This is a genomic window from Thermomonas sp. XSG (genome assembly GCF_014678725.1).
In the GTDB taxonomy this organism is placed as follows: Bacteria; Pseudomonadota; Gammaproteobacteria; order Xanthomonadales; family Xanthomonadaceae; genus Thermomonas.
In genome coordinates this window covers 67,050-83,002 of the sequence record NZ_CP061497.1, presented here as the reverse complement: position 1 = coordinate 83,002, position 15,953 = coordinate 67,050, and the positions used below count along the sequence as shown (strand labels likewise).

The following is a 15,953-nucleotide window of genomic DNA, read 5'->3' as shown; positions in this document are numbered from 1 at the left end:
TGCATCCAATCGGCGGCGGCGACCGTAGAGGCTGGTGTCCGTCCCAGCTGGCCGTGTTTGCCCTACCATGCGTTCCGACCCCAACCGCGGAAACCTGTCGCCCTTCGAGGCGGCCAGATCCATGTCCATCGCCGAAGCAAGCCCCGGGGACCCGGGCTACTGGTCCGGGCAGATGCAGGCGGTCGCGCGCCGCCGCGACCAGACCTGCTTCATGCGGATCTACGACCACTTCGCCCCGCGGGTGCGGCTGTACCTGCGCGGCCTGGGCGCGCGCGAAGCAGTTGCCGAGGAGTTGGCGCAGGAAGCACTGCTGCGGCTGTGGCAACGCGCCGACAGCTACGACGCGGCCCGCAGCTCGCTGGCCACCTGGCTGTTCCGGATCGCCCGCAACCTGCACATCGACCGGCTGCGCCGGGAGAACCAGTGGATCGCCGTGGACATGGAGCCGCTGGAGTTCGAGGCGGAAACCGACAATCCCGCGTTCTCCTCCGCGGAGAGCTTTGCCGCCCACGCCGACCTCAACGAACGCATCGAGCGCCTGTCCGCGACCCAAGCCCGCCTGATCCGCATGTCCTATTTCGAAGCCAAGTCCCACCAGCAGATCGCCGATGAACTCGGGATGCCGCTGGGCACGGTCAAATCCTCCATCCGCCGTGCCTTCCTGCGCCTGCAGTCGGGCGTGCAGGAGGCCACATGACCCCGCGCCATCACCTCGATCCGGCCACCCTGGTCAGCCATGCCGCCGGCGCGCTGTCGCCGGAAATGGCGGCGGTTGCCGACACCCACCTGGAAGGCTGCGCCTACTGCCGCCAGCAACTGGCAGCGGCCGAGCGTGTCGGCGGCGTGCTGCTCTCGCAGCAGCAACCCGCGGCGTCGGAGCCGCAGCAGGCCGCACGCCTGCGCGAGGACATGCTGGCCCGCTTGCAGCAGCCGCTGCCCGCGGCGGCAAATGACCCGTCCGAAACCACCAATGCCCCGCGTTCGCTGGACGCGCTGCCCCGCCCGCTGCAGCCGTATTTCGGCAAGAGCTGGAAGGCGCTGCGCTGGCGTTGGATGGCACCGGGCGTGCACATGATCCGGGCGCCGCGGAGCAGCGGCGATACCCTGATCCTGCTCAGGATCGCGCCGGGCAAGAGCATGCCGGTGCACAGCCATGGCGGCAGCGAGCTGACCCAGATCCTCAAGGGTGCCTACGACGACGAACTGGGCCATTTCGGCCCCGGCGACATGGCCGACCTGGACAGCGACATCGAGCACCAGCCGGTGACCTCGCCGGGCGTGCCCTGCATCTGCGTGGCGGCGCTGGACGGCCCGCTGCAATTCCGCGGCTGGCTGGCGCGCAAGCTGCAGCCGATGGTGGGCCTGTAACCCCGGCCCACCGCCGAACGCCTCTCCTGTCCCAAAAGGAAACGGCCCGCATCGCGAGATGCGGGCCGTCCGTCTTGGCGAAGTGGGCGCCGGTCAGCCGCGGTGGCGAAGCGACAGGAATTCCTTGCGCAGCGACGGGTCGGCCAGGAAGCGGCCGCGCATCACGCTGTTGATCATCTTCGACTCGTCGTCCTTCACCCCTCGCCAGTGCATACAGTAGTGGTCGGCTTCCATGACCACAGCGATTCCGTCCGGCTTCAGCCGCTGCTCAAGCAGGTCGGCGATCTGGCTCACCGCCTCTTCCTGGATCTGCGGCCGGCTCATGACCCAGTCGATCAGGCGGGCGTACTTGGACAGGCCGATCAGGTTGGAGTCGGCGTCGGGCAGCACGCCCACCCAGACCCGCCCCATGATCGGGCACAGGTGGTGCGAGCAGGCGCTGCGCACGCGCAGCGGGCCGACGATCATCAGCTCGTTCAGGCGCTCGGCGTTGGGGAATTCGGTGACCGCGGGCGCGTGCTGATAGCGTCCGGCGAACAGTTCGCGCACGAACATCTTGGCCAGCCGGCGGCCGGTGTCGCGGGTGTTGTGGTCGTTGTCGACGTCGATGACCAGCGCGCGCAGCATCTCCTGCGCCTTGGCGGCCACCTCGCCTTCGATCGCCTCCAGCTCGCCGTCCTCGAGGTAGTCGGCGATGTTGTCGTTGGCGTGGAAGCGGGTGCCGGCGCTGCGCAGGCGTTCGCGGACGCGCTGCGATGCGGTGAGCGACGCGAGGCGCTGGATGGGGGCGGGTTCCCGCAGGGGATGCGACATGGGGCGGCCTCGAAGGCAGGGGGAGGGCACGCGACGCAGGGCCGTTGCCGGGCGCAGCGCGTGCCAGTGCTTACGCCGCGCGATCCGGTTTGGATGCAGCGGGGTCAGAGGCTGTCTAGGTCGGCCAACACCTGCATGGCACGCTCCGCCAGCGCCTCGCGGCGCGCGTCCGGCATGCGCGCCAGCTGCCGGTAGGGCATCGCCAGCCGCGGGTTGCCCGCCAGCCGCTCGCCGTTGCGGTCCAGGAAGTCCCAGTAGAGGGCGTTGAATGGGCAGCCGCGCGGGCCGGTGTGGGCGTCGCGGCGGTAATGGCACTGGCCACAATGGTCGCCCATGCGGTACAGGTAGGCGGCCGACGAGATGTAGGGCTTGGTCGCCAGCAGGCCGCCGTCGGCGAACTGGCTCATGCCCACGGTGTTGGGCAGTTCCACCCATTCGAAGGCGTCGATGTAGATGCCGAGGTACCAGCGATGCAGCGCCTGCGGGTCCAGCCCGGCCAGCAGCGCGAAGTTGCCGATGACCATCAACCGCTGGATGTGGTGGGCGTGCGCGTGCGCCAACGACTGACCAATCGCGCTGCGCACGCAGGCCATCCGGGTGCGCCCGGTCCAGAACCATTCCGGCAGCGGGCGGTTGTGCCCGAAGGCGTTGCTGGCCTCGTAGGCGGGCATGCCCGCCCAGTACACGCCGCGCACGTACTCGCGCCAGCCCAGAATCTGGCGGATGTAGCCCTCCACCGCCGCCAGCGGCGCGCGGCCGGCGCGGCCTTCGGCTTCCACCCGGGCAATCACCTCGGCCGGCGACAGCATCTTCACGTTGAGCGCGAACGAGAGCATCGAGTGGAACAGCCGCGCCGCGCGGCTGCTCAACGCGTCCTGGTAGTCGCCGAAGTGCGGCAGCGCGTGCTCGACGAAGGCGTCGAGCTGGCCCAGCGCTTCCTCGCGGCCGATCGGCCAGCGGAAGGCGTCCGCCGACGGGTCACCGAAGCTGGCGACGCCGGCGGCTTCGATGCTCGCCCACAGGGCGCGGTGGTCATGCACCGGCCGCAGGTCCGGCGGTTCCGGCGGGTCGCCGCGCCAGGGCTTTCGGTTCTCGGCGTCGAAGTTCCAGCGCCCGCCCAGAGGACCGCCGTCCGGCTCCAGCAGGATGCCGTGCTGCTGCCGCATGTGCCGGTAGAACAGCTCCATGGTCCAGCGCTTGCGCGTGCCGAAGAAGCGCGCCACTTCGTCGCGCGCCGTCAGGAAGTGGGCGCTGTCCACGCAGCGCGCCGGGATTTCCAGGTCCGCGGCGTAGTCGCGCAGCTGCTCATCCAGCCGCCATTCGTCCGGCGCCTGGTACTCGAACGCGGTGGCGCCGTGCTGCGCCATCAACCGATCGAGGTTGGCGGTCAGCGAGGGCAGGTTGTCCGGATCGTCGATCTGCAGGTAGACGACGCGGTGGCCCGCCGCGCGCAACCGGTCGGCGAAGCGGCGCATGGCGGCGAAGATGGCGAGGATCTTCTGCGCGTGATGCAGCACGTAGTCGGTTTCCTGCCGCACCTCCATCAGCACGTACAGGACATCCGGCGACGCCGCGTCGAACCAGGGGTGCCGAGGGTCCAGCTGGTCGCCCAGGACTAGGCGCAGGCAGGTCATCCCGTGCGTAGAGTGCGGCGCGTGCGCCAGCCCGTGACACCTGCGGCGAGCGCGGTCAGCGCCACCAGCACCGCCATCGCCATCGCCACGCTGGCCGCCGTGTCGGCGCCCGGCAGCGCGGACGCCTGCTGCTTGGCATGCACGCCCAGCAGGCCCCACACGGCTGCCAGCGCGTACCACGGATTGCCGCGCAGCTTCACCACCATGACCAGCAACAGCACGCCGGCCAGCGCGAACAGCACCAGCGTCCACGGCAGCATCCGCTCGACGGACAGCAGCCGGAATGCAACCACCACCTGCGCCACGTTGAGGAACACCGCCAGCGAAACCCAGCCCGCGTGCAGCGACAGCGGCAGCCATTGCCACCACGGCCCGCGGCGATGATGCCGGGTCTGCGAGGCCAGCCACGCCGCGCCTAGCAGGCACCACAGGCTGCCCCAGATGATCGCCAGCGCCAGCCAGAACCATTGCAGGGTGAACACCACCATCCACAGCGAGGTCAGCGCGAAGCCCACCGCGGTGAGCACGCGGATGCGCAGCAGGCGCGTGCCCGGCTCGCGCACGCGGGCCTGGGCGACGCCGAACACCACGTCGAGCAGGAAGATCGGCCCCCAGATGGCAAAGGCGTAGCCGGCCGCGACGATCAACGTGGGGTAGCGGTCGGAGATCTCGCCGTTGGTCGGCCCCAGCAGGCCGGTGTTCGACAGCCAGCCGACCAGCGGCATCGCCAGCGCCAGCGCGAGAACCAGGAACCTCATTCGCAGTCCCCGTCGAAGGTGTCGCGGCCGGCGTCGGTCTCGGGCCAGCGCTGCGGCACGCGCTCGATGCGGCCTACGTCGTAGCCCAGCGTGCCGGCCCGTGCCAGCATGGCTTGGTAATCGCTTTCCGCCACGGTGGGCGTGCGCGCCATGTACCACAGGTAGTCGCGGGCGTCGCGCACGATCAGTACCTGGTTGTAGTCCGGAGCCAGCCAGCCAACCTTGTACTGCGCTTTGAACAGCCCGAAGAAGCGCACCTTCCACTCGGCATTGCCGGTGCCCGGCACCACCAGGCCAGTGGATTTCAGCAGCTTCACCGGGGCGTCGAAGCGGTCCGGGCGATAGCGGTACCAGGTGCAGACATTGCCCTTGCGATCGAGCCGGTAGGTTTCCACCGGGTTGTGGCTGCCTCGCTCGAAATGGGTCGGGATGATGCCGATCACGTACCAGCGACCCATGAAGCGCGGCAGGTCAACGTTGTGCACGGTCTGGATGGGCGTGCCCGCTTCGGCGCAACCGCTCAACAAAGTTGCCAGCAGCAGGGGCAGGGCGGAGGTGGCGAGGCTGCGCATGGGAGGATCGACATCGAAGGGGATGCCGCCTATACGCAGGCCCGCGCCGTCCGGATGCAGGAGGGCGTCCTGCACGGCGTGCATCCGATCGCAGGCAGCGTCCGTATCGGAGCCCATTACGGAACGCGGGACCGGTGAAGCTGATGGCGGAGAAATACTTGGTGTACGGGGCCACCGGCGGCATCGGCAGCGCATTGTGCCGCCGGCTGGCCGGCGAGGGTCGCGCCCTGCATCTGGTTGCCCGCGACGCGGCGCGCCTGCAAGCCTTGGCCGACGAACTGGGTGCGACCTTCACCGCCGTCGACGTGCTGCAGCCCGACGCATTCGCCCAGGTGGCAGAAGACGCCGGGCCGGCGCTGTCCGGCCTGGCGTATGCCATCGGCAGCATCAACCTGAAGCCGTTCGAACGCATGAGCGCCGCGGATTTCGATCGCGATTTCCGCCTGAATGCATCCGGTGCGGCGCTGGCGGTACAGGCCGCGCTGCCGGCACTGCGCGCAGCCCCCAAGCGCGCCGCGGTCGTGCTGTTTTCTTCGGTGGCGGCCGGGCGCGGCTTCCCCATGCACACCTCCATCGGCATGGCGAAAGCCGCCGTGGACGGGCTGGTACGTTCGCTGGCGGCGGTGTTGTCGCCCGCAGTGCGCATCAATGCCATCGCGCTGTCGCTGACCGACACCCCCCTGGCGCAGCGCATCCTCGGCAGCCAGCGCCTGCGCGAGGCAATCGCGGAGGCGCATCCGATGGGCCGGCTGGGCACGCCGGAGGATGCGGCCGCCACGGCGGCGTTCCTGCTGTCTTCGCAGGCCGACTGGATCACCGGCCAGGTGCTCGGGGTCGATGGTGGCCGCGGCGCGGTGGCAGGCAAATAGGTCGCCATCCATGCCGCGCATGCGAAGAAGGCACGAACTGCCACGCAAGCCGTGCGCAACCTGCGGCCTGTCGTTCCAGTGGCGGCGCAGATGGACGCGCGACTGGGATGCGGTGCGTTACTGTTCCCGGCGTTGCCGGGGGCGCAGGTGAGGAGCCGGGCGATGGGCAAACAGGTGCTGCTGGTCGGTGCGACCGGTCTGGTGGGGCAGGGCGTACTGGAAGTCCTGCTGGGCTCTTCCGATATCGCGGAGGTCACCGCGCTGGTGCGGGGCCCATTCTCCTTTGCGCATCCGAAGCTGCGGGTGCTGCGGGCGCCCGGGTTTTCCGCCGCCGCGCTGGCGGCGTTGGACTTGTCCGGCCTGGACGCCTGCCTGTACTGCGCGGGGCCACTGCCGCTGGGAATGACCGAAGCCGCCTACAGCGAGGCCACCGTGGCCACGCTGGCGCGGGTCGTGGATGCCTACGCCACCGCCAACCCGAGGGGTTTCGTCGCGTACATATCCGGCATGGGCGCGGATCCCGCCAGCCGGCTCATGCCGCTGCGGATCAAGGGTGAAGCCGAGATGGCGCTGGCCCATTCGGGTCTTGCCCACACCAGCCTCCGCCCCGGCGTGGTGCGGCCGCTGTCCGGGATCGCCTCGCCGCATCGGCTGCGGCGCTGGCTGTATGCGCTGGCTGCTCCGGTACTGGCCGTGGCCGGGCGCTGCCTGGCGGGCGTGTTCACCAGCACGCGGGCCATCGGGGAGTGCATGTTGCGGCTGGTCCTGGACGACCGCGGGCGACCTGCGGTGATCGAGAACGCCGGCATCACCCGCGCCGCCCGCGCATCGGGCTGATCACGTGCGTGCGCCCGCAGAGGGCCGCATACACCCTCGGGTATGCTTTGAAGCCACCATCCCGACGGGAGCAAGCCGCATGCAGGAAAAGGAACTACGCGAGGGTTGCGGACTGTGCCGGGATGCGGCGCCCCTCGACTTCGACTTCAGCTACGCGTTCCAGCCGATCGTCAACGTGGCGACACGCGAAGTGTTCGCCCACGAGGCGCTGGTGCGCGGGCCAGCCGGCGAGCCGGCGCCGACGGTGCTGTCGCGGATCACCGATGGCAACCGCTACCAGTTCGACCAGGCCTGTCGCGGCAAGGCGATCGAGATCGCCTCGCGACTGGGCATGCAGTCCCTCCTGTCGATCAATTTCCTGCCCAATGCCATCTACCGCCCGGAGCTGTGCATCCGTTCCACCCTGGTGGCGGCGCGTACGCACCGCTTCCCGATCGACCGGATCATCTTCGAGACGGTGGAGGGCGAGCAGGTCAACGACGGCATGTGGCTGTCGGAGGTGCTGCGCGAATACCAGCGCATCGGCTTCCTCACCGCGATCGACGACTTCGGGGCCGGCTTCGCAGGGCTCAACCTGCTGGCCGACTTCCAGCCTGATATCGTCAAGCTGGACATGGCGCTGGTGCGCGGGATCGACGCCAACAAACCGCGCCGCGCGATCGTCGCGGGGGTGTCCACGATGTGCCGGGAACTGGGCATCCGGGTGATCGCCGAGGGCATCGAAACCGAAGACGAGATGCGCTGCCTGCGCGACCTCGGCATCGAGCTGATGCAGGGCTACTGGTTCGGCCGCCCGCTGTTCGAGGCGGTCACGCCGGGCGGCGATATTCCATGGCCGGAATGACAGGCGCCGCCGCGACCGGATACGAGCCGACGAACGTGTTCGGCCAGGCCTTCATGCAGGCCACCAACGCCGTGCTCATCACCGATGCCGACCTTGCGGGAGGCGGGCCGTTCATCGTGCACGCCAACCCCGCTTTCTGCCGGATGAGCGGCTACCGGCTGGAGGAGCTGGTCGGGAAGTCGCCGCGCATCCTGCAGGGCCCGCGCACCGACCGGAAGATGCTCGCTGCGTTGCGGGAGCATCTGCGCCAGGGCCTGGCGTTCTCGGCCAGCGCAGTCAACTACAGGGCCGATGGCCGCGCCTACACGGTGGAATGGTCGATCGCCCCGGTCCGCGACGCAGACGGCACGGTCCGGCACTTCGTCTCGGTGCAGAACGACATCACCGCGCGCATCGCCGGCGAGCAGGAGCGCCGGCTGTTGCTGCAGGCCCTGCATGCATCGCTGGACCCGATCCTGATCACCGACCGCGATACCCGCGTGGTGTTCGTCAACGACGCATTCCGGCACCTGACCGGCTATGCCGCCGACGAGATCCTGGGTCAGTCCGCGCGGATGCTGTATCCCTCCCATCGCGACCCGATGTTCTACCGCAACCTGCGGACCTCCCTGCGCGAAGGCAAGGCGTTCCGCGCCACGTTCACCTACCGTCGCAAGGACGGCAGCCCGTTCTATGTCGAGCAGAGCATCTCGCCGGTACTCGATGGTGCCAGGCGCATCACCCACTACATCAGCACCGGCAAGGACGTGAGCGAGCGGGTCGAGCGCGAGCGCCACCTGCTTGAAATCGCCAGCCGCGACGCCCTGACCGGCTTGTACAACCGGCTGGCCGGTACGCGGATGCTTGAGGCACTGATCGCCGATGCGCAGGCTGCAGGCAAGCCTTTCAGCGTGATCCTGGCCGATCTGGATCATTTCAAGCACATCAACGATTCGCGCGGTCATCAGGCGGGCGACGATGCCCTGATCGCGGTCGGCGGAGTCCTGCAGGCGGGCATCCGTGGCGATGACCTGGCGATCCGCTGGGGCGGCGAGGAGTTCCTGGTGCTGGCGCCCGGATGCGCGCTCGCGCAGGCAATGGAGCTGGCCGGCCGCCTGCGCGCCGGCGTGGCGCGTGCCGGGATTCCGGCGGCCGGTCCGGTCACGGTGTCGCTGGGGGTCGCGCAGCTGGCAGCCGGGGAAACCGCTGGCGCGCTGCTGCAGCGGGCGGACGAGGCGATGTACCGCGCCAAGAGCGGTGGCCGCAACCGGGTGGAGGCTGCGGATCCCGACTGATCAGGCGGTCAGCGCCCCCCAAGCCGCCAGCGCGGCATCGCGCGAGGCGCCGAGGTCGACCATCGGAGCAGGGTAGCCCTTCGCGGCAAGCGCAGCCGGGTGGCGCCATGCCTCGTGCAGTGCCTTCGCCGGCAGCGACGCCAGCTCCGGCAGCCAGCGCTTGAGGTAAGCGGCGTCCGGGTCGAACTTCGCCGCCTGCAGGTACGGGTTGAACACGCGGAAGTAGGGCGCCGCATCGGCGCCGCAGCCGGCCACCCACTGCCAGCCCAAGGTGTTGCTGGCCAGGTCGGCATCCACCAGCGTGTCCCAGAACCAGTGCGCGCCATGCCGCCAGTGCTGGCGCAGGTTCTTGGTCAGGAAGCTGGCCACCACCATGCGCACGCGGTTGTGCATCCAGCCGGTGTGCCACAGCTCGCGCATGCCGGCATCGACCAGCGGAATGCCGGTGCGGCCGCGCTGCCAGCGGTCCAGCAGCGCGCCGTCGGCAGCGGCCCACGGGAAGGTATCGAAGTGTGGGTTGAAGTTGGCTTCCGGGGTGTGCGGGAAGTGATAGAGCAGGTGGTGGGCAAATTCGCGCCACCCCAGTTCGCGCAGATAGGGTTCGAGGTCGGGGCGTTTACGGGCGTCTGTGCAGGCGGCACGGTCCTGCAGCACGCGCTGGATCTGCGCCGGGGTGATTTCACCGAAATGCAGGTGCGGCGAGAGACGCGAGGTACCGTGGCGCGCCGGCAGGTCGCGGCCTTTCGCATAATCCGACACGGCATCGTCGGCGAAGACCTCCAGCAGCTCCTTTGCACCGGCTTCCCCCGGCGTCCAGCTGGACTGCAGGCCGGCGTCCCAGCGGATCGCAGGCAACAGGCCAAGAGCGTCCGTCGGCAGGCTGCCCGGCAGTCGCAGCCACTCCCGCGCGCTCGCCGATGGCAGCGGTGCCGCATCAGGCAGGCCAGCGCGCAGCTTGCGCCAGAACGGGGTGAACACCCGATACGGCTGGCCGGCATCGGTGGCCAGCGTCCACGGCTCGTTCCATAGCGCGCCGGCGTGGCTGTGCACGGTGATGCCGTCCTCGCGCAGCGCCGCCTTCAGGGCGGTGTCAACGGCAATCCCGGCGGGCTCGTAGCGGCGGTTCCAGTGGACCTCGGTGGCGCCGCTGGCGCGGATCAGCGCGCGCAACTGCCCGAGCGTGTCGCCGACGCCCACATGCAGGTCACCGCCTTGCGCCGCCAAAGCTCCGCGCAATGCCTCGATCGAATGATGCAACCACCAGCGACTGGCCGCACCGGGTTCCCAGGGGGCCAACTCGGCCGGCGCATGCACGTAGACGGGCAGCACGCGCTCATGGGCAAGGCACGCGGCAGTCAGCGCGGCGTTGTCGCTCAGGCGGAGGTCTTGGCGGAACAGCACCAGGGCCGTGGACATCGGGGGATCGAGCCTGCTTCAAAGAGGACCGGCTATATACGCGAAATGGGGCGTAACCGATGCATGCCCATTCCGTATTTTACATAATATGCATTATGCGAAGTTATGAATGAGGCTCATTGGCGCCATGACGGCGTGGCAACCGGGAACCGGGCTCGGTAAAACTGTGATTTATCGGCCCGTTCTCGGCCTTGTCACAACTCCACTGCGCCGCTCGCGATTGTCACAACTTTGCTGACGCGAGTGCCTGGATCGGTTCTTCAGGGGATTCAGGCTTGCCAGACAAATGACTTCTGCTCGCATGCGGTCGCCTCATTGTCCTGGTGTTGGACGCGGTCAACCAAGGCCCGCAGCCGCGAAAACACCCCCCAATGAAGTGCGTAATTGTCCCCACAGTCCAACGCTCGCGTTCATGGGGCATCCGGGTGCAACGCAAACAGCTGCGCCCCTGATCCATGTGATTTTCGATAGACGCTTACGTCTTCTATTGATAGGCACCACTAGCAGCCGCACCCAGAAGACGGCGAACCACTTCCAGGCCACCATAGGTCCCGAGAACCTCTTTAGGCGTCTTGCCGCCAAGGCTAGGCTGAGGTCTTTCAACCCATCTGAAAAGCCATGCTTCCGCGTCAAAATCCTGCGGCACATGATCCTGTGCTTTAACCATGCCGTGGACGATCTGCAGCAGTTGGCGCATTTCGGACGTGAGATTGCTCATAGATATTGCCGTACCTGATCCTGTCGCTGCGCAAAGTGATCTAGCGCGAATTCTTGCCTCGCGAGCGCCGCAATGCGTGTGGGTTCCGCCTGAAAGCATTCCGCAGCCGACCTACCATCCAACGGTACATGGCGCGCGTAAAGCCACTCCACCTTTAGCCAGCCTGATGGATTTGTTTCGTTGGAAGTCGGGGTGCCGGTGTTTGGCTTCCTCGTGAACCCAAACAGCCAAGATTTGATCCTCGCCAGAGAGCCATTCGAGGTCTGGCTGCTTCCGTGCAATGGTTTCCCAGACTGCCAAATGCCGTAGATCGCACGGCGCCGTGCCGCTGAGGCGGGTGTGTCTGGAGGAAGCTGAAGGGTCATGTGGCGATACCCTACTTACTCCCGGCAATCTTAGATCGTTTCTTTGGTGATGGGCTGAAAGTCTTCTTTCGTCCAGCTGCGGATCCCGATGACGCTCTCGCCCGACGTATAGCGGCCTCCACAGCATCGGACACCTCCTGGAGCTGGCCAAGACGACTTTCCGCCGCCTCCGTACGCGTGCGCTGAAGACTCAGTTCTTGTTGGGCGTCTTTGGATTCCGCTTTCGCCTGGTCGAGTAGTAGTTGCATGGCCTTGTCGGCCGCAGTGTGTGCCTTCACCAGTTCAATTTGCTGGATCTTCAGCTCCTTCACTTCCTGGCGCGTGCGATCGACCTCAGCGTTAGCCCGATCCTCGACAGCGCGGATGTGTTGTAGGAATCCCTCACGTTCCGCATCGGCGCTTGTCTGAAGCGCCTGGAACCGTTGTTCGAGCGCCTGCCGGGAAGCCACGATCTCAGCCTCTCGCGCAATGGCGGCATCCCGCTGAAGGGTAGTTTCTTCAATCTGGGCCTCGAGACGCGAGACAAGCCTCGCAAGTTCTGTCGATTGCGCCTCGGCGAGTCGTTTCGCAGTCGATGCAGTTTCATTTTCGCTCCGCAGTGTTGTCGCTTCGGCATCCAGCGCCTCGCGATCTTTCAGCAGGGCATCTCGGTCGGCCTGGAGGGCCGCGCGCTCGACCGAAAGCTTCTCCTCAAGACTCGCTTTGGCCGCTTCCAGCGCGAGGCCCCACCACTGCCCCGCCGCCCGGGCGACCGCTTCCGGGGCCTCTGGCACGGCCAAGCGCGCCTGATGACCGTCCAGACGCTGGCCGAGTCCCTGCCACCAGGTCTCCAGCCAGCGCGTCACGGTGTTCGGTGAGCCAGTGCCGAGGTGTGCGCGGATCCTCTCGACGGTTGGGCGTTCGCCAGCCGCGACCAACGCGTCGGCGGCGGTGTGCACGTCGATTTCGGTGATGCCTCGAGCCATGAAACGCCTCCTACGCGGCCGCCCTACTCTGTTGATTCCGTACTCACGATAAGTGATGATTATCGCTAGTAGATGCCCTATTCCGTAGCATCCATTACATAGTATGAAACGTAATAGCACACTTCCGGCCAGCGCTGCGACGACTACCAGCCTGGTCCTGCCAGAACAACTGGCCCAGAATGCCGCCAATGCGGTTCGTGAACTGCTGGCCGAAGCCGCTGCCGCCAACACCACCCGCAGCTACGCGACGGCCCTGCGCTACTGGGCTGGCTGGCACCAGGGCCGCTACGGGGTCGAATTGGCGCTGCCTGTTAGCGAAGCCGTGGTGATCCAGTTCCTGGTCGACCACATCCAGCGCAAAGGCAAGACCGGGCTAGTTAGCGAGCTGCCGCCGGAACTCGATCAGGCCTTGGTGGCCGCCGGGCTCAAGGCCAAGGTCGGGCCGTTGAAGCTGTCGACCGTAGTTCAGCGTGTCGCGGTGCTCTCGACCGCACATAAGCTCAAGCGGCTGGCGAACCCCTGCGAACTGCCCAGCGTCAGAACACTGTTGAGCCGTGCCCGTCGAGCCTCAGTCAAACGCGGCGAGCGTCCCACCAAAAAGACCGCGATCACCCGCACCGAGCTGGAGGCCATGCTGGCCACCTGCGACGACAGCCTGGACGGCCTGCGTGACCGTGCCCTGCTTTGCTTCGGGTTTGCCAGTGGCGGGCGGCGACGTAGCGAGATCGCCGCCGCGGACATGCGCGACCTGCGCAAGGTCGGCGAGGACGGCTACATCTACCGGCTGGAGTACTCGAAGACCCAGCAGGCGGGGGTAAAAGCGGATTCGACGCCGGATAAACCGATCCTGGGGCGCAGCGCCGAAGCGCTCGCGGCTTGGCTCGATGCGGCAGATATTCACGAAGGGGCGATCTTCCGGCGGATCTGGAAAGATCGCGTCGGCCCTGGCCTGCTCCCGGGCTCAGTGGCCGAAATCGTGAAGCGCCGGGCTCGCCTGGCGGGCTTGGAGGGGGACTTTGGGGCACACAGCCTGCGATCGGGGTTTGTGACCGAGGCCGGGAAGCAAGGTGTGTCACTGCCGGCGGTGATGGCAATGACCGAGCATCGTTCAGTGGCCAGCGTGATTGGGTACTTTCAAGTAGGCGCGGCCGAGGAAAATCCTGCAGCGCGCCTGCTGAAGTGACCTCCGCTCCGGCCACTACGACCCGGAGCAGCCCATACAGCCATAGTCGGTGCAGGATCTAGCTGGCGGCCTTCAGCAAGTCCGCCATCCTGAACCCCTTGAAAACGTGCGCCGTGGCCCATATCTGGTGGTCAAAGAGCCAGCGTGGGTGCATATATGGGGACTGCCGAGCCATTTCGAGTCCTGTGCCTGGACGGCGGCGGGATGCGCGGCGTTTACCAGGCGACGTATCTCGACACATTCGCGCAGCGGCTCCGCGTCTCAGGTACTGGAGAGATCGATCCGGGCCGGGCATTCGACTTGCTGGTGGGCACCAGTACCGGCGGGATTGTCGCCTGCGCCCTGGCAGCGGGCATCCCGCTCCGCAAGGTGCTGGCGCTGTACCAAGTTCATGGCAGGGAGATTTTCCCGCGGCAGCGGCTGCGGGCAGTGCCGAAGCTGGGCAAATACGTCCGAGGCCTGTTCTCCGGCCTTGCCGCCGGCGACCGGGCCTTGCATGCCGTGCTTACCGATGCCTTCGGCACCGAGACCATGGGGCAGGTCTACGCGCGCCGCGGCATCGGCTTGGCGATCACCACGGTGGATTTGAACCGCCATGCCTCTGTGGTGTTCAAGACCCCGCACATGGACCGTCTCAACGGGCGCGACAACGAGCGGCTATTGGTGGACGCCTGCATGGCGACCAGCGCTGCCCCCATCTTGCGATCGATCGCACGCCTGACCGAACCCGGTGGCGGCAAGGCCACCGTCGACTACGTGGACGGTGGCTTGTGGGCGAACAACCCGGGGGCGGTGGGCATGATCGAAGCGCACGAGATCCTTCAGCGGCGCGGCGAGGCCGATCGCCCGATCCACCTGTACATGCTCGGCACGCTTCCCGTACAGGGCGGCGAAGAACTCAAGAGCGCCAAGAAACTGCACCGCGGGGCGCTGGGTTGGGACAGCGGCCTCAAGGCCATCGCCGCGAGCATAAACGCACAGGCGGTCGCATACGGCTACCTCGCGCAGAAGATCGCGGAGCTGCGGGGGCACGGCAGCTTCGCCTACCGGCTGCCGGCGCAATGCCCGTCCGGCGAGCTCCACAGGTATCTGGAAAACATGGACGACGCGCGTCCCAAGGTACTCAACGCGCTCGCCCGGCAAGCCATCTCCGACGTCCATTTCGCCTGGGCGACGACTGAATCAGACGATCGGATGAGCGCGTTCCGCACTGCACTGGCGGGCGCGTCCGATCCCAGTCGCCAGCAGCCCGAGGCACAAGCCCATGACCACCATTGACTGCAACAAAGAAATGAAGGGGTATCACGCGGACGAGGTGAATCTCTCGAACGACGACCAGACGGAGATGCGCAACCGCCGCGACAGCGGCCGCACGCGCCTCAAGAACGGGTTGGCCAAGGCCGGCCATCCCTTGCCCAAGGAGTTCAGCTCGCAGGGCTCCTATGCGATGCGCACCATGGTCCAGGATGATGCCTGCGACTACGACATCGACGATGGCGTGTATTTCGACAAGGAAGACCTGAAGGACGCCAATGGCAACTACCTCGGCGCACGCGAGGCCCGCACCCGGGCCTGCAACGCGCTGAAGGACGACCGGTTGGCCTACGACGCGATGGTCAAGACCAATTGCGTGCGCCAGCAGTATCCGGACGGCTACCACATCGACATCCCCGTCTACCGCACGATCTGCACAAAGGATTTCTGGGGCAACGAGGTCGTCGAGTACGAACTGGCCAGCGGCGATGACTGGGTCAAGTCGGATGCCCGCAAGGTGACGCGCTGGTACAACGATGCGGTCGGCTCGGAACTGAAGGCGGGACAGTCCGATACCAGCCAACTGCGGCGGATCACCAAGCTGACCAAGAAGATGGCCCGCAGCCGCGTTGCCTGGAAGAAAAAGACCAGCAGCGGCATCTGCATTTCGAAACTGGTCGTAGACCACTTCGTGGCACGTCTCGGCCGGGACGATGACGCCCTGCGCGACACTTGGAAGGCGATCAAGGCGCAACTGGTTTTCAGTCAGCGCATCGGCCATCCGGTGTATGCGGACAAGAATCTCGCGGAGGAAGGCGACGAGGGCGTGATCTTCTTCCGCGATTGCCTGGGCGAGGCACTGGAGACACTAAAAGTTCTCGACGAATACGACTGCACGCGCAAGAAGGCGGGCGACGCCTGGGACAAGGTGTTCAACACGGACTATTTCAGCGCCCAGATCGCCAAGGACGCCGCTGCGGCCAAGTCCCTGCTCCAGCCTGCCGCCGCCGCTGCCGCTGGCCTCACTTTCCCCAGCCGCCCGGTGGTGCCGAACAAGTCCTCGGGCTTCGCCTGATGAAATGG

At 66.9% G+C, this 15,953-nt stretch carries 17 protein-coding genes; 10 read left to right on the top strand and 7 right to left on the bottom strand.

Annotated features, from left to right (window positions below; translation table 11 throughout):
- Nucleotides 1–121 precede the first annotated feature (121 nt).
- Nucleotides 122–697: a sigma-70 family RNA polymerase sigma factor gene (locus tag ICG51_RS00385; protein ID WP_223628095.1), complete on the top strand. Its 576-nt coding sequence runs from the start codon at nt 122–124 to the stop codon at nt 695–697.
- A complete protein-coding gene (locus ICG51_RS00380; RefSeq protein WP_190281030.1) occupies nt 694–1,368 on the top strand; it encodes a ChrR family anti-sigma-E factor in 675 nt (224 codons plus the stop codon). Before ICG51_RS00385 ends, ICG51_RS00380 begins: the two co-directional genes overlap by 4 nt.
- 93 nt (nt 1,369–1,461) lie before the next feature.
- Here ICG51_RS00380 and folE read toward each other — a convergent pair whose 3' ends face one another.
- The 4 genes from folE to ICG51_RS00360 form a co-directional block, all read right to left on the bottom strand.
- Entirely contained in the window at nt 1,462–2,181 is a 720-nt protein-coding gene (gene folE / locus ICG51_RS00375) for a GTP cyclohydrolase I (protein ID WP_190281029.1), read from the bottom strand.
- A 104-nt stretch (nt 2,182–2,285) separates the two neighbouring features.
- On the bottom strand, nt 2,286–3,815 hold the full coding sequence (locus ICG51_RS00370) for a cryptochrome/photolyase family protein (RefSeq protein ID WP_190281028.1): 1,530 nt from the start codon (nt 3,813–3,815) through the stop codon (nt 2,286–2,288).
- Nucleotides 3,812–4,573, bottom strand: a complete 762-nt coding sequence (locus ICG51_RS00365; RefSeq protein WP_190281027.1) for a hypothetical protein — start codon at nt 4,571–4,573, stop codon at nt 3,812–3,814. Before ICG51_RS00365 ends, ICG51_RS00370 begins: the two co-directional genes overlap by 4 nt.
- Nucleotides 4,570–5,220, bottom strand: a complete 651-nt coding sequence (locus tag ICG51_RS00360) for a lipocalin family protein (protein WP_190281026.1) — start codon at nt 5,218–5,220, stop codon at nt 4,570–4,572. The genes ICG51_RS00365 and ICG51_RS00360 overlap by 4 nt, the downstream gene beginning before the upstream one ends.
- A 68-nt stretch (nt 5,221–5,288) precedes the next feature.
- Between ICG51_RS00360 and ICG51_RS00355 the strand changes: the two genes are divergently transcribed.
- From ICG51_RS00355 to ICG51_RS00335, 5 genes are all read left to right on the top strand, one after another.
- A complete protein-coding gene (locus tag ICG51_RS00355; RefSeq protein WP_190282291.1) occupies nt 5,289–6,014 on the top strand; it encodes an SDR family oxidoreductase in 726 nt (241 codons plus the stop codon).
- A complete protein-coding gene (locus ICG51_RS14455) occupies nt 5,911–6,165 on the top strand; it encodes a DUF2256 domain-containing protein (RefSeq protein WP_345776104.1) in 255 nt (84 codons plus the stop codon). The genes ICG51_RS00355 and ICG51_RS14455 overlap by 104 nt, the downstream gene beginning before the upstream one ends.
- A gap of 11 nt (nt 6,166–6,176) precedes the next feature.
- A complete protein-coding gene (locus ICG51_RS00345) occupies nt 6,177–6,851 on the top strand; it encodes an NAD(P)H-binding protein (protein WP_190281024.1) in 675 nt (224 codons plus the stop codon).
- 79 nt (nt 6,852–6,930) lie between these two features.
- The gene (locus ICG51_RS00340; RefSeq protein WP_190281023.1) at nt 6,931–7,695 is read left to right on the top strand and encodes an EAL domain-containing protein; all 765 of its coding nucleotides are present in this window, start codon (nt 6,931–6,933) and stop codon (nt 7,693–7,695) included.
- Nucleotides 7,683–8,969, top strand: a complete 1,287-nt coding sequence (locus tag ICG51_RS00335; protein ID WP_223809480.1) for a sensor domain-containing diguanylate cyclase — start codon at nt 7,683–7,685, stop codon at nt 8,967–8,969. Before ICG51_RS00340 ends, ICG51_RS00335 begins: the two co-directional genes overlap by 13 nt.
- Here ICG51_RS00335 and ICG51_RS00330 read toward each other — a convergent pair whose 3' ends face one another.
- From ICG51_RS00330 to ICG51_RS00320, 3 genes are all read right to left on the bottom strand, one after another.
- Nucleotides 8,970–10,385, bottom strand: coding sequence for a deoxyribodipyrimidine photo-lyase (locus tag ICG51_RS00330; protein ID WP_190281022.1), 1,416 nt, complete (start codon nt 10,383–10,385; stop codon nt 8,970–8,972).
- Nucleotides 10,386–10,869: 484 nt separating this feature from the next.
- Entirely contained in the window at nt 10,870–11,103 is a 234-nt protein-coding gene (locus ICG51_RS00325) for an MbcA/ParS/Xre antitoxin family protein (protein WP_190281021.1), read from the bottom strand.
- A gap of 376 nt (nt 11,104–11,479) precedes the next feature.
- A complete protein-coding gene (locus tag ICG51_RS00320; RefSeq protein ID WP_190281020.1) occupies nt 11,480–12,433 on the bottom strand; it encodes a DNA-binding protein in 954 nt (317 codons plus the stop codon).
- A 103-nt stretch (nt 12,434–12,536) separates the two neighbouring features.
- Here ICG51_RS00320 and ICG51_RS00315 point away from each other — a divergent pair, with 103 nt between their 5' ends.
- From ICG51_RS00315 to ICG51_RS00305, 3 genes are all read left to right on the top strand, one after another.
- Entirely contained in the window at nt 12,537–13,616 is a 1,080-nt protein-coding gene (locus ICG51_RS00315; RefSeq protein ID WP_190281019.1) for a site-specific integrase, read from the top strand.
- A gap of 156 nt (nt 13,617–13,772) precedes the next feature.
- Nucleotides 13,773–14,894 carry a patatin-like phospholipase family protein gene (locus tag ICG51_RS00310; RefSeq protein ID WP_190281018.1) on the top strand — a complete coding sequence of 374 codons (1,122 nt, stop codon included), beginning with the start codon at nt 13,773–13,775 and terminating at the stop codon, nt 14,892–14,894.
- Entirely contained in the window at nt 14,881–15,945 is a 1,065-nt protein-coding gene (locus ICG51_RS00305; protein ID WP_190281017.1) for a cyclic GMP-AMP synthase DncV-like nucleotidyltransferase, read from the top strand. Before ICG51_RS00310 ends, ICG51_RS00305 begins: the two co-directional genes overlap by 14 nt.
- Nucleotides 15,946–15,953 lie beyond the last annotated feature (8 nt).

Coding starts and splice junctions, on each gene's coding strand:
- ICG51_RS00385 (WP_223628095.1), top strand. CDS start 122: ATGTCCATCGCCGAAGCAAGCCCCGGGGACCCGGGCTACTGGTCCGGG.
- ICG51_RS00380 (WP_190281030.1), top strand. CDS start 694: ATGACCCCGCGCCATCACCTCGATCCGGCCACCCTGGTCAGCCATGCC.
- folE (WP_190281029.1), bottom strand. CDS start 2,181: ATGTCGCATCCCCTGCGGGAACCCGCCCCCATCCAGCGCCTCGCGTCG.
- ICG51_RS00370 (WP_190281028.1), bottom strand. CDS start 3,815: ATGACCTGCCTGCGCCTAGTCCTGGGCGACCAGCTGGACCCTCGGCAC.
- ICG51_RS00365 (WP_190281027.1), bottom strand. CDS start 4,573: ATGAGGTTCCTGGTTCTCGCGCTGGCGCTGGCGATGCCGCTGGTCGGC.
- ICG51_RS00355 (WP_190282291.1), top strand. CDS start 5,289: ATGGCGGAGAAATACTTGGTGTACGGGGCCACCGGCGGCATCGGCAGC.
- ICG51_RS14455 (WP_345776104.1), top strand. CDS start 5,911: ATGCGGCCGCCACGGCGGCGTTCCTGCTGTCTTCGCAGGCCGACTGGA.
- ICG51_RS00345 (WP_190281024.1), top strand. CDS start 6,177: ATGGGCAAACAGGTGCTGCTGGTCGGTGCGACCGGTCTGGTGGGGCAG.
- ICG51_RS00340 (WP_190281023.1), top strand. CDS start 6,931: ATGCAGGAAAAGGAACTACGCGAGGGTTGCGGACTGTGCCGGGATGCG.
- ICG51_RS00335 (WP_223809480.1), top strand. CDS start 7,683: ATGGCCGGAATGACAGGCGCCGCCGCGACCGGATACGAGCCGACGAAC.
- ICG51_RS00330 (WP_190281022.1), bottom strand. CDS start 10,385: ATGTCCACGGCCCTGGTGCTGTTCCGCCAAGACCTCCGCCTGAGCGAC.
- ICG51_RS00325 (WP_190281021.1), bottom strand. CDS start 11,103: ATGAGCAATCTCACGTCCGAAATGCGCCAACTGCTGCAGATCGTCCAC.
- ICG51_RS00320 (WP_190281020.1), bottom strand. CDS start 12,433: ATGGCTCGAGGCATCACCGAAATCGACGTGCACACCGCCGCCGACGCG.
- ICG51_RS00315 (WP_190281019.1), top strand. CDS start 12,537: ATGAAACGTAATAGCACACTTCCGGCCAGCGCTGCGACGACTACCAGC.
- ICG51_RS00310 (WP_190281018.1), top strand. CDS start 13,773: ATGGGGACTGCCGAGCCATTTCGAGTCCTGTGCCTGGACGGCGGCGGG.
- ICG51_RS00305 (WP_190281017.1), top strand. CDS start 14,881: ATGACCACCATTGACTGCAACAAAGAAATGAAGGGGTATCACGCGGAC.